The sequence below is a fragment of the Acinetobacter sp. LipI_15 genome (assembly GCF_058242865.1).
In genome coordinates this window covers 88,708-101,840 of record NZ_JBZAYN010000001.1, presented here as the reverse complement: position 1 = coordinate 101,840, position 13,133 = coordinate 88,708, and the positions used below count along the sequence as shown (strand labels likewise).

Sequence of the window (13,133 nt, the reverse complement as noted above, 5' to 3'; positions counted from 1 at the left end):
ATTATTTACCAAGTAAAATATTCAACAAACCGCGGGTTGAACTGTCAAATTCAGCAAGATTGTGCTTTTTGCCTTCCAGAACAGGCAGCACCTGATTCGCGATTTGCTTTCCTTTTTCAACACCCCACTGGTCAAATGCATTAATGTTCCACAGCACCGACTGTACAAAGACTTTGTGCTCATAAAGTGCAACCAGCATCCCTAAGGTATAAGGTGTGAGCTCTTTCAGCAAGATGGTTGTGCTCGGCTGATTGCCGGCATATTGCTTATATTCAGGCAAATCCTGCAATTCAGAAGAATCCAAAGCATCGTTGCCGAATGCCAGCAGGCGCGATTGCGCCAAACAGTTGGACAGCGCCAAATGATGCTGCTCGATCAATGCATCCGCATTTTCCACATAGGTAAATTGATTTGATGCATAGCGCTTTACTGGCGCAATAAAATCACAGCTCACGGCATGCGTGCCCTGATGCAGCAGCTGATAAAAAGCATGCTGCGCGTTCGGACCCACTTCTCCCCAGATAATCGGACAGGTCTTAGTCTCTACTTTTTTGCCTGTACGCTGAATCGATTTCCCGTTGGATTCCATTTCCAGCTGCTGTAAATAAGCCGAGAAATATTTTAAACGCCCATCATAAGGCAATACAGCATGGCTTTGAATATCAAGAAAATTATGGTTCCACATGCCAAGCACGCCCATAATGACAGGAATATTTTCATGCAATGGCGCATTTTTAAAATGCTCATCAATAGCATAAGCGCCGCTGAGCAGCTGCTTAAAACCCTCCGTCCCGATATTCAGCACAATCGGCAGGCCAATGCAGGACCATAAAGAATAACGGCCGCCCACCCAGTCCCAGAGCAGGAACTGCTTATCCTTGCAAATTCCCCATTCTGTCATTTTATCAGCTTTGGTGGATACACCCACAAAGTGATGGCAGTCTACACTTTCAGACTTGCCCAGCTGCTTTTCCAGCCACTGGCGCGCTGTCTGCGCATTATATAAAGTATCTACGGTGCCAAATGATTTCGAGGAAATAATAAACAGCGTTGTTTCTGGACGGAGCTTATGCAGAATATCTGAAAGCTGTGTGCCATCCATAGTGGAAACAAAATGCACATTCAGCGGTTTAACGGTTTTTACTTTAAAGTCTGACAGCGCATGGCTGACCATCATTGGTCCAAGATCCGAACCGCCTACACCAATATTCACGACATCCTGAATAACTTCACCTGTTACGCCGCGGTACTGGCCAGCATGAATTTTATCTACAAGCGCGTACATGCGCTCCAGCTGTTCATGAACCTGATGCGCCAATTGAGGATGAATCTCATGATTTTCAGGCAAACGCAAAGCCCAGTGCATCGCTGCGCGCTGTTCGGTATGATTCAATGCTTCCTGAGAAAATAAGCGCTTAATCCATGTGGAGAGATCCCGTGCTTTCGCAACGTCCAGCAAACTGCTCAGGACCGTTTGGTCAACACGGTGTTTGCTGTAGTCAAAAATCAGCTCATTGCATTCAATGGAAAACTGCTCAAAACGCTGCGCATTTTCAGCGAACAATTGGCTTAAATGCTTATGCCCTACATTTTCTTTCAACTTATCTAAATGCGCCATAGCCGACGCTAAATCTTTTTTTGGAAAAATCTGCAAATTCATCATTATCGACCTACCCCCATATAAGCGAAACCCTGTCCCTTAACATAGTCAGGCTGGTAAATATTGCGTCCATCCAGAATAAGTGGATGGCGCATAGCTGTTTTTAGTTGTTGATAGTCTAAAGACCAATACTGTTTCCAGGCGGTCAAAATACACAGCGCATGCGCACCGTCAGCAGCCTGATATTGATCCGCGCAAAGCGTCAAATCATCACGGTCACCATAATATTCAAATATTTCATCCAAAGCCTGAGGATCATGCAGCCTCACTTTGACACCCTGCGCCCACAAAGCCTCAAGCATAATATGTATAGGAGAAAAATGCGTGCTGGATGTATTGGCTTTGAAGGATGCGCCCCAAATCGCAACTGTTTTTCCAGCTAAATCCCCATGGAAATAATTCCATAGTTTACGAAACAAAAACTCTTTCTGCTGCTCGTTGATTTCCCAGACTTGATCCAATAAGCGGCTTTTGATGCCCGTACCGGCAATCGTATTCGATAAAGTTAAAATATCGTGTGAAAAATTTTCACCGCCAAATCCAGCGCCAGCATATAAATAGGCTGCTCCGATACGGCTGTCTGCTGCCATGCCGTCCCGGACATTCGAAATATCAATACCTAATTTTTCAGCCACCACAGCCAGATCATTCATATAGCTGATGCGTGTTGCCAGCATGCCTGAAATACTGAGTTTGGTAAACTCTGCATCGACAACCGGCATAAATAAATACTGCTGCTCGCGGGGAAATAATGGCCGCAGCATTTCCTTCAGCTTAGATTCAAGCTTAATGTCATCACAGCCGATGATCACTTTACTTGCGCTGCTTACACTGAAAATGGCCTGACCTTCCTGCACCGTATCCGGCAAATAAACCCAATCATCTTCAGATAAAATTGCTTTCAGCTTTTGAGTTCCCTTTAGGCCGAAAGTGGAAGCATTGACCATTAATTTAGGATGAATGATGGTTTTCAGCTTCAGCTTTTCAGCCATCGCAAATGCTTTACTGATATCCAAGGGGCTGTAGCTGAAAAAATAAGCATCAACATCCAAAGGCAAAGAAGCAAAATTGCAATATTGGAGAAATGGGCCTTTGAGCTGCTTATGTAAAGCCTGTATAACATCCTGTTCTTTGGTATCAAAACAATCCAAAGATTCAGGAAGGTCCTCACAGCATATATAGACATAGTGTCCGCATTCAGCCATTAATGCTGCCGTTACGGCAGCATAAAGCGTCGTCCCGAATATTGCTATTTTCATGCTTCTCTGATTTCCCTCTTTATAAATTCAATTCTTGAATCATCGCTTTAAAATCATCGCCCAATTGAGGGTGATCAACACCATAATGCAGTACCGCTTTTAAATAGCCCAATTTGCTGCCGCAGTCAAAGGTTTGGCCTTTCATGCGGTAAGCTTCAACAGCTTCGGTTTTTTGCAGCATTGCTATAGCATCCGTTAGCTGAATTTCATTGCCGGCGCCTTTAGGCGTTTCCTGAAGCAGCTTCATAATTTGAGCAGGCAGCACATAGCGGCCAACAACTGAAAGATTTGAAGGCGCTGTACCTGCAGCCGGCTTTTCAACAATGCCCTGCATGACGATGCTTTTGCCTTCTTCAGGACTGTGTTCAACATCCACAATGCCGTATTGATCCACCATATGATCAGGCACAGCTTCCACCATAATCTGAGAAGCATTGACCTCATTAAAGCGTTCAATCATCTGCGCCAAATCATTTTTTGAGTCAGTGTCTTTCACTAGCACATCCGGCAGCAGCACCGCAAAGGCTTCATTGCCCACAATATCTTTAGCGCATAATACCGCATGCCCTAAACCCAGCGGCTGTGGCTGACGCACACTCACAATACTGACATGATCTGGAACAATTTCAGTAATCGACTTTAATAAATCGTATTTCTTTTTGTTCTCTAATGTTGTTTCCAGCTCAAAGTTGCGGTCAAAATAATTTTCAATCGATGCTTTTGAAGAATGCGTCACCAAAATAATCTGCTCAATCCCTGCAGCCACAGCTTCTTTGACAACATATTCAATTGCTGGACGGTCAACAACTGTCACCATTTCTTTAGGAATTGATTTGCTGGCTGGCAGAAAACGGGTACCTAAACCAGCGACTGGAAGAATTGCTTTTTTGATCATTGCATCACACTTTTAAGCTTAAATTTTTTAAACTGGTGTTTATTAAATATGAACACAAATTTAATAAACATTTTATCCAGTATTTAGATATAAATAGATTAATAAGCAGCCTTATTAATAAAACCTTTAAAGACCGTTAAAAATATAATTTTAAGATCCAGCAGCAGGCTCCATGTGCGAATATATTCCAAATCGCATTCTACCCGCTTTTCCATCTTATCCAGCGTATCTGTTTCACCGCGCCAGCCGCGGATCTGAGCAAGCCCTGTAATGCCAGGCTTTACTTTGTGGCGAAGCATATAGCCGGTAATCAGTTTGCGGTATTCTTCATTATGGGCTGCGGCATGCGGGCGGGGGCCGACAACCGACATATTGCCTAAAATCACATTAATAAATTGAGGCAATTCATCCAAGGATGTTTTGCGGATAAAAGCCCCAACTTTGGTTACACGCGGATCATTCTTCACCGCCTGCTTCACTTCAGAACCATTTTCCATTACAGACATGCTTCTGAATTTATAGACTAAAATAGGCTTGCCATTTAGGCCGTAACGAACTTGCTTGAAAAATACAGGGCCTTTGGAGTTCAGCTTAATCGCGACCGCAATGCACAGCAGCAGCGGTGAAATCATCAGCAATATGACTGAGGCAACACAAATATCCTCGACACGCTTCAGGAAAATATTAATGCCTTTAATTCGCGTATCAATAATGGGAATAATCGGCGTACCATTAATATCCTCTACACGGGAATATAAAAAATCATAACTGAATAATTCAGGCACAATCACCGTAGAGCAGGTAGTATCAGATAAAATTTTCAGCAGATTGTCGACTTGTTCGATATTCTGCTGTGTCGTCACAATATAAACTTGATTAATATCTTGATTCTGAATGATCTCAACAGCATGATCTGCCGTGCCATTGTAATCAGCCATATTATAATTTGAATTAAAACTGAATACGCCTAATGGATTAAATCCAATCCACTCAGACTTCTTAAGATCATTGAATAATTTTAAAGCTTTTGACGAATCACCAATAACAATGATATTTCTGGATTTTTTAAATATTTTAAATGAAATTGCGTAAATTAAGCGTACAAAAACCCGCATGATGCCCATTAGAAATAAAACAGCGCAGAAATACTGAATCAATAGGGCAACATTTATATCAGAATAAAACCATACAAATGGCAGCAATAAGCACGAGCTCATCAAGACATTCTTTAAACAGGCAATCAGCTCATTAAACAAGCTTACACCGCGCCATGATCTGTAAAAATCAGTCAAACCGCCAATGAGCTGAAAAAGGCTGACCATACAAAGAAATACAAGCATTGCCTGATGCGTGATTTCGAGAGAGTTTAAGTTAAAGACGATATATAAAGCGACATAAATTGCTAAAACATCACAAAATCTTTGCAATATAGATACATAAGTTGACAAAAATAACTAATCATGCGAAAAAAGTTTTTTTAGTTAACAGATGTTCACACATGCCTCGAATTGTTTCTGTACCACTTAGTTTAGAACAGCGAGAACGACTCATTTTTCTGGCCAAGCATGCAAAACATTGGCGTGAAAGACAACGTGCCCAAACTATTCTCTGGCTTTCTGAAGGTAAAAGTGTTGCGGAAGTTGCCACTCTACAAGAACGTATACCAGAAACCATAAGGCTACAACGCCGACGTTGGGAATTGTATGAGTTTGAATCGATTAAAGAAGGTCATCGCTCAGGTCGGCCCAATACATTGATCTCAGACTATCAGGCGAAAATCCTAGATTGGGTCAATACAAGTCCACTCAATGCAGAACAAATCCGAGTCAAACTACATGAAGAATACGAAGTGTCCGTGTCTGTTGAAACCATTCGTAAGTTTTTACGAGATTCAGGTATGGTCTTCAAGCGTACCCGTCATAGCTTGAAAAAAAAGAGATCCGATTGCATTTGAACAAGCAACACAGCAGATTGAAAAATTACGAGAGCAAGCGGCACGTGGTGAAATTATATTAGGTTATGTTGATGAAACAGGGTTTTCATCTACACCTGATAACCGCTATGCGTGGACAAAGATAGGTGATGTTCATGCGGTTGATGCAATAAGATTAAAACGAGTTAATGTCATGGGGTGTTTGCTTTCAACGGGGAAACTGGTGACAAGTTGTTTACAAGAGTCAGTTACAAGCACTTGGTTTTATGCCTATTTAACTGGAATAGCTCAACAAGTAAAACAGACTTATAACCTTCCATTGGTTCTTATTGTTGATAATGCCTCGATTCATAGAAGTAAAAAGATGGCTGATTACAGAGAGCTACTTAAAAGTAACTTTTCGACGAATTTGTATTTTATTCCAGCTTATAGCCCTGAGTTAAATCGAATCGAGATGGTATGGAAGCAGATGAAATATTATTGGCGAGATTTTCAAGTCATGACAGCTGATAAAATAGAGCAATGGGTGGAGAGAGTATCAAACCAATTCGGAAAAGAATACATGTTTACTTTTTAATGACAGCTTATGAAGCGTTCAGTCTTGATGCCATCTTTTGCCCATGATTTGAATTTGTTATTTATCGAAGACCCTATCCTAACAGACAGATAATCTAATGATGCATGTATAAAAAAAAATTTATACATACTATAAGTTTGACAAAGGCGGATTCAAGCGGCAAGTGCAACAGTATAAAAACCAGCCATAACTTCACTCGGTGTATACCAACCTAGTGTTTTTCTAGGACGATGGTTGAGTGCAAATTCTATCTGCTCTATTTGTTCGTTTGACACGCCATCAAACGATGATGATTTTGGCAGATATTGACGGATTAAACCATTCGTATTTTCATTTCTAGCTCGCTGAATAGACTTGTAAGGATCAGCAAAATACGTCTCTATGCCAGCATCAGTAATTCTTTTGTGTTCGGAAAATTCTTTGCCATTATCAAATGTCACACTATAAGCATGGCTCATTTGTAAACGATCTAATGCACAAGTAATCGTTTGAGAGGATGCTCTTGTTGGCCCTAAATGAACAATATGTACATACAGGCTCTTTCGATCAACGAGAGTCAATAAAGCACCTTTATGATGTTTACCAATCACCGTGTCACCTTCGAAATCTCCTAAACGTTGTCGTTGATCAATGACCTGGTGTCGGCAGTGAATACTTGTTTTATCAATGATTTGACCCCTACGATCCGTGTTTTTGTAACCGCGTTTTCGATATTTCTTCTGATGCCTTAAATGTAGATGAAGTTTACCGCCTTTTGATTTATCTTGATAAATGTACTGGTAAATCCACTCATGTGAAGGTACATCCAGCCAACCGCGTTGTGTTAAAGCACCTGAAATTTGTTCGGGTGACCAGTCCAAACCAATCAAATAATCAATATAAGCGAAGGCAAATGCTGTCATTGATGATGAAGGACGGTACCGTCTTTGACTTGCAAATTTAGCTGCCTGTTGAGCTCTATATCCACGTTGCCCAGTATTTCTTTTTAATTCACGGTAGATGGTTGATCGTGAACGTCCTAATTCCCGAGCAAGGGTAGCGATTGAACTTTTACTTTTCAAAGTAGCATAAATTTCGTATCTTTCATCTTGAGAAAGTTGGGTGTATTTCTTCATTGTGTGCTTTCCAATTGCGAGTTGAAAAAGTCTAATGATTCTATGAATACACCTAACTTTTTCAACTAACTACAAATGTGTTGCACTTGGGATTTGAATCTGCGAAATATAATACAATTGGAATAATTTTTAAATCAATCATATAATAAAGAGTTCATTACATTACAGAAAATTATAAAAATATCTCAAACTGCATTATATTAGCAGATAATTATTATAGATCAACTCCCTGTAAGATTGCACACTTTAAATCTAGCGAATTGGAATTTTTATAAGCAATTTTCTTCAACGCAAGTTAATCTAAAGGTATAATCTACACAAAATATATTTGAAGCCTACACATGAAAATATTGCATGCTGCGGAAACAATAAAAGGTGGCGTTGCCACTGTAATTAATAGCCTTACAGAATATCAAACGAAACAAAATGGATGTGAAGTTATATGCATTGTCCCATCCGACCAATCCGAAAATTTAATAAAAATCAAAAATCTAAAAGAAATAGAATTCACTAGATCAGGTAGAAGCATTTCTGGAATGCTTTCTTTTTTTTGGGTATTGATCAACACTATCCTAAAAGAAAAGCCTGACATTGTTCATTTACACAGCTCTTTTGCAGGCCTTCTAGGCCGTATAGCAGTCCTTATCACTGGCCAAAGGAGAAAAATAAGAATAATTTATTGTCCTCATGCATTTGGTTTTCTTATGGAGACTAGCTCATTTAAGAAATGGATCTATAGCTTTGCTGAGTTGCTTCTGGCTAAATGTACAGATAAGATTATTTGTGTGAGTCAAAGTGAATATAATGCAGCTATAAAAGCTGGATTTAAGAAAGAAAAATTAGTAGTAATTCATAATGGCGTTAAGCTTAAATCTAAATCTAATACATTTACTGCCAACAACAAAACACATTATAAACTACTTTTTGTAGGTCGTTTTGATTATCAGAAAGGTATTGATATCTTGTCAAAAGCCATAGAAATCCTTTCTAAAGAAAATACTAATATTTCTTACGAATTTACATTAGTTGGTGAGGCAGTAAATAGTGAGGATAAAATTCAGTTTAAAGATAGTAAAAATATTAAAATAAATGAGTTAGGTTGGTTAAAACCACATCAACTAGAAGAACAGTATTTAAATCATGATGCACTGGTTATTCCAAGTCGTTGGGAAGGATTTGCTATGGTTCCATTGGAGGCAATGAGTTACGGTTTACCTATCATTGCAAGTAATATCGAAGCATTCATAGAACTTGAAGATAATAAACAGCCTCATGTAACATTTTTCAAACTAAATTCTGAGTCGCTCTCCGCTTGTTTCAAGCAAATTCATACTATTGATTTTGAGAAAAATAACCAAAATTCCATTGATGTTTTTAAAAGAAAATATTCTGAAAATTCCATGAATATAAAAAATTTACTTCTATACAAATAAGAGGGAGCTTCTCCCTCCTTTCCTATATTAAGGTGAAGTAGTTGTTTAACACATAAGGATATATCTCATATAAAGACTCAGTAACTAAACAAAAATAAATAATAGATAATATAACAAATATAAAATTTATATATACATTCTTATATCTATCTAAAATTAAAGGTATCAAAAAAATAATATAGAATGAGAAGAAATATAATATCCTTTGCGGGCCAGAAGGATCTGTCCCTAACAAAACAATCGGAAGAACCAAAGCGATACCTATAATAAAAATTTCCTCTAAAGCTTTAAATAACTTATTATTTTCTCTTAAAAACTTACCGTTTAAGTATATAAAAATTGCTATGACAGTATAAAATGCCATTAGCAAATAGCCACCTGCATTATCAGCTTGCTCAGTATAATGACTATAACGATCATTATCTGATGCCATAAACTGAATTACATAGTTCACTCCCAAAAAAGTTACAAGAAATGAAATTAATGCTTTAAATTCTATTCTAATATTTACATAATGAACTAATATATAAATAAGCATCATAACCCATGACGACACATGAAAAAATGATGCTAGTAATACAACAAAAAAATAAGGCAATGTTTTCTTATTTACAAAGAAATATAAGCCCAACATACATATAGATATTGCTATTCCTTGTCTAATTGTATTAAAGTAAAAAGTATAAAATGCAAAAGATATATATATAAATACTGATAGAGTATAATTAACAGAATATTTCCTCAATATATATAGTGTTGAGGGAACAATTATTAAAGAAGAAGCTAAAAATAAAATATAATAATTATGAGTTATATGTAACAAAATATAAACTAGCAACTGATAACCATATTCTATTCGAGGATCAAAGATATAATAATTTAAATCAATTGCATCTCTGAAAAATCGTGTATAGGTAGGTGTATCAGTACCTATTGTATAATCTCTTAATGTAGCAAAACCAATAAGCGCTATACACGGAACTATAATAGCTTTACGATTTAACGCAACTTTTTCCAACCATATCCAAAATAGAACAAAAGTAAGAAGACCTAGGTATATAAGCATAATGATCCACTAAATTAAAGAATATTCATTTTATCGTAGACTGGAGATAAAAACTCGTCTGATATATTTCAAATAAGAAAATATAAGAATCCCAATTAGAAAAAATACTGAATAATAACCCTGATTAAATAGTGACTTATATGTATTCAACTCACCTTTTATCATTTTTGACAGATGTGAACTTAAACCCGATGATCCAAACATAGGTTTATGATAAATACAAACATAATCCGTCATAATAAGTGACTTAGATCCAGATAAAACAATTTGGCTCCACAACAAAAAATCTTCTGAATATCGCTTACCATCTTCAAACCTAAAATTAAGATTTCTTTTTAGTACTACAGTTGATGTTGCGAACCGATTTTTAATTAAATATTTAAAATTGCTTAAACAAACAGACTCTAAACTCGAATTGACCAATTTTTCTTTTTTTAAGGTCCCATCTTCCAACTCTACAAAATGGTTAGCCCCCAAAATTTCTAAATCCTTATCATTCTCAAAATATCGAATTTGTTTTTCTAATTTTTCTGGCAACCAAGAATCATCTGAATCTAGGAAAGCGATCAAATCCCCAATCGAGTTATCCCAACCAATATTTCTAGCAGAACCAGCACCACCATTTTTTTCAGAAATTATAACTTTGACATCAAAATAATGGTTGTATTTGTCTTTTATACTATCAATATATTCTTTAAGATTTTCTTGACCACAATCATCAACTAAAACAACTTCATTTGGGTGTAACGATTGAGATAGTACACTATCCAAGGCACGCACAATGGTCATATTGGAATTATAACAAGGGATTACAACTGATATAGATATATTAGATTTCATAATTTTATCCCTTGTACAGAGGGTGCTCAATAATATTTTTTTTAGATAAATTGAAATAATTTTCAATTGGCAATTCAGCATTCATTTTAAAATCACTATATAAATCGAATTTCTCATCATTATACTTTCCAATATATTTCAAAAATTCAGTACATTTTTCATGATATTCGAAAAGATAAAATTGAGTATTCGTCAAATATGCAGTTATAGCTCCATGTAATCGTACTGTAAAATAATAATCTAGATTATTAATCATACTCCATGTGCCAACCACACCTAAATTACTATAATAAAACAATTTAGAATTAATATTATTTTCTAATAACCTTTTATGGATTTTCTGGCATAAATCAACATCCCCATTTATAGGATTTTCATTTAAACACAATACAACAACCTCAAATTCTTTACTATTTATAGATAATATTTTTTCATAGAACTGATTGATATATAACTCTGTTTTTTCAGCATTATTTTCAACCAAGCAAGGTGAAAAACCAATCTTTTTAATCTCATTTTTAACTTTTTCTTTCTTTTCAATAAGATCAAAACCCAAACCAGCTAAATCACTCGCAAGTACAATTTTTGCATCTAAGTTATATGATAGCACTCGTTCATATGATGCTTTATCACGTACAGAAATATATGTATATTTCTTTAAATTTTCAATAACCTTTTTCTCAGCATTAACACTATGATAAGGACCGACTGAAACACCTAATGCATGAAATTTACAATTCTTCTTTTTATACATTATATCTGCAGTTGTAAAATTTTCACTGTTATATAGAGATCCACCTGAGAAAAATATATTATCAACTTCACCTCTAAGAGAATTTAATACATTTAAGGTTCTTACAAGTGTTCCATATTTATTTAAATAAGGGTATCCATGATTAAAAATTGGAAGACATGAGTGATTTAAAGTTATTTCATCATTTAGCACAGGCGATAAAACTTGACAATTTTCTACTATTTTATATTTATTTAATGCTAAAAAAGTAAGAACTGAGAATAAATCATCGCCATAATTCTTCATGCCATAATAACCAGTAATTAGACTCTTACCCATACAACTTCCTAATATTTAATTTAAGATATACTGAAAAATATATTACTAAAAATAGCTCTGTTAAAATAGTTGAATAAATCGCTCCATTCAGCCCATAAAATTTAATTAAAATCAAATTCGAAATTAAGTTCAAAAGTGCTGCAGCACCCATGATTTTTACTTTTTGATTAATAAACTTACCACTATTTAGTATAGCACCTGAACTTTGACTAATAAATTTAAATATAATTATAATTGATAGTATATAGAAAAAATCCAAAACTTTTAAATATTTATCGTCAAAAAATAAGAATATTATTTTTTCTATGAAAAAATTAATCAAAATATAAAAAAATATACCTAAAAATAATGAGTATATTAAATTTTTTCTATAAAATAACTTTAACATATCCACATTATGCGCTGCCCAATAGTGAATTTTTGGCATGCAAATTTGTTGATAATATATCGTAGGCAACAAACAAATTGCTGAGATAAACAAGATAGAAACACCATAATATGCTATTTCTGTATAAGAAACATAATATTTTAATACAACAATATCTATTTGATAATAAATTAAATAAAATAAACCAGACAAACCATAAGGATAACTATTTTTCAACAAATTAAGAAGATTGCTCGATTCACTTTTACTACTAGTTCCTTCATATTTTACATAAATATCACCTTTACTCATTAGAAACATTGAGTAGAATGAGTAAAGTAAAACTATAATACTTGAAACAGAAAATAAAATTCCTACACTAAGTATACTAACACCTATGTAACTAATAAATAAAAATAATAAAACCAATCGCATGAAATTTGGAAAGCCTAGCCAAAAAGCATAACTACCAAATCTTTCACCCACCTGAAATCTCATTAAATTAAAATTATTAAATGAAATTGATGCCATATATATAAAGAATAAAAATACTAATAACTTATCCTTCTCCTCCAAAAAAAATAAGTTAAAAACAAAAAAAGAAAAAATCACTGTTATTAAATTAAAAATTAAAACAGATTTAAACCATTTTTTTGCTCTATAACCCTCTTCCCCATAACATTTTAACAAAAAACCTGTTACACCAAATGCAATTAATGGTGATATTAAATTAACTATATTAAAAATAGATGTAAAAAAACCAAAACCTTCTGTACTCAACTTATTTGCTAAAAAAACTTGCATTAAAAAATTCGAGCCAGTTCCTATAGCTGTCCCTGAGGCAACAATTATATATTTAACAATATTACTCATTAACTCGATATTACCTTATATATTTCATTTCGATTATTTAAAT

At 35.2% G+C, this 13,133-nt stretch carries 12 protein-coding genes; 3 read left to right on the top strand and 9 right to left on the bottom strand.

Annotation, left to right across the window (positions count from 1 at the left end; translation table 11 throughout):
- Position 1 precedes the first annotated feature (1 nt).
- From pgi to AC4CU0_RS00420, 4 genes are all read right to left on the bottom strand, one after another.
- Positions 2-1,666, bottom strand: coding sequence for a glucose-6-phosphate isomerase (pgi, locus tag AC4CU0_RS00435; RefSeq protein ID WP_490743594.1), 1,665 nt, complete (start codon positions 1,664-1,666; stop codon positions 2-4).
- Entirely contained in the window at positions 1,663-2,919 is a 1,257-nt protein-coding gene (locus AC4CU0_RS00430; RefSeq protein ID WP_490747051.1) for a nucleotide sugar dehydrogenase, read from the bottom strand. The genes pgi and AC4CU0_RS00430 overlap by 4 nt, the downstream gene beginning before the upstream one ends.
- A 19-nt stretch (positions 2,920-2,938) precedes the next feature.
- On the bottom strand, positions 2,939-3,814 hold the full coding sequence (galU, locus tag AC4CU0_RS00425) for a UTP--glucose-1-phosphate uridylyltransferase GalU (protein WP_490743645.1): 876 nt from the start codon (positions 3,812-3,814) through the stop codon (positions 2,939-2,941).
- A gap of 98 nt (positions 3,815-3,912) precedes the next feature.
- Positions 3,913-5,262 carry an undecaprenyl-phosphate glucose phosphotransferase gene (locus AC4CU0_RS00420; RefSeq protein WP_490747050.1) on the bottom strand — a complete coding sequence of 450 codons (1,350 nt, stop codon included), beginning with the start codon at positions 5,260-5,262 and terminating at the stop codon, positions 3,913-3,915.
- Positions 5,263-5,312: 50 nt separating this feature from the next.
- Between AC4CU0_RS00420 and AC4CU0_RS00415 the strand changes: the two genes are divergently transcribed.
- On the top strand, positions 5,313-5,768 hold the full coding sequence (locus AC4CU0_RS00415) for a helix-turn-helix domain-containing protein (protein WP_004973749.1): 456 nt from the start codon (positions 5,313-5,315) through the stop codon (positions 5,766-5,768).
- On the top strand, positions 5,758-6,324 hold the full coding sequence (locus tag AC4CU0_RS00410; protein ID WP_121533679.1) for an IS630 family transposase: 567 nt from the start codon (positions 5,758-5,760) through the stop codon (positions 6,322-6,324). The genes AC4CU0_RS00415 and AC4CU0_RS00410 overlap by 11 nt, the downstream gene beginning before the upstream one ends.
- A 152-nt stretch (positions 6,325-6,476) precedes the next feature.
- Here the strand turns inward: AC4CU0_RS00410 and AC4CU0_RS00405 are convergent, their stop codons facing one another.
- The gene (locus AC4CU0_RS00405; protein WP_004691346.1) at positions 6,477-7,439 is read right to left on the bottom strand and encodes an IS30-like element IS18 family transposase; all 963 of its coding nucleotides are present in this window, start codon (positions 7,437-7,439) and stop codon (positions 6,477-6,479) included.
- A gap of 341 nt (positions 7,440-7,780) precedes the next feature.
- Here AC4CU0_RS00405 and AC4CU0_RS00400 point away from each other — a divergent pair, with 341 nt between their 5' ends.
- Positions 7,781-8,872, top strand: a complete 1,092-nt coding sequence (locus AC4CU0_RS00400; RefSeq protein WP_490743597.1) for a glycosyltransferase — start codon at positions 7,781-7,783, stop codon at positions 8,870-8,872.
- A gap of 22 nt (positions 8,873-8,894) precedes the next feature.
- Here the strand turns inward: AC4CU0_RS00400 and AC4CU0_RS00395 are convergent, their stop codons facing one another.
- The 4 genes from AC4CU0_RS00395 to AC4CU0_RS00380 all read right to left on the bottom strand — a co-directional run bounded on the left by AC4CU0_RS00395 (position 8,895) and on the right by AC4CU0_RS00380 (position 13,090).
- A complete protein-coding gene (locus AC4CU0_RS00395; RefSeq protein WP_490743598.1) occupies positions 8,895-9,890 on the bottom strand; it encodes an EpsG family protein in 996 nt (331 codons plus the stop codon).
- Between the two features lie 78 nt (positions 9,891-9,968).
- On the bottom strand, positions 9,969-10,778 hold the full coding sequence (locus tag AC4CU0_RS00390; RefSeq protein WP_490743599.1) for a glycosyltransferase family 2 protein: 810 nt from the start codon (positions 10,776-10,778) through the stop codon (positions 9,969-9,971).
- A gap of 4 nt (positions 10,779-10,782) precedes the next feature.
- A complete protein-coding gene (locus AC4CU0_RS00385; protein WP_490743600.1) occupies positions 10,783-11,850 on the bottom strand; it encodes a polysaccharide pyruvyl transferase family protein in 1,068 nt (355 codons plus the stop codon).
- Complete coding sequence (locus AC4CU0_RS00380; protein WP_490743601.1) at positions 11,843-13,090, bottom strand: oligosaccharide flippase family protein; 1,248 nt, start codon at positions 13,088-13,090, stop codon at positions 11,843-11,845. Before AC4CU0_RS00380 ends, AC4CU0_RS00385 begins: the two co-directional genes overlap by 8 nt.
- Positions 13,091-13,133: the final 43 nt, after the last annotated feature.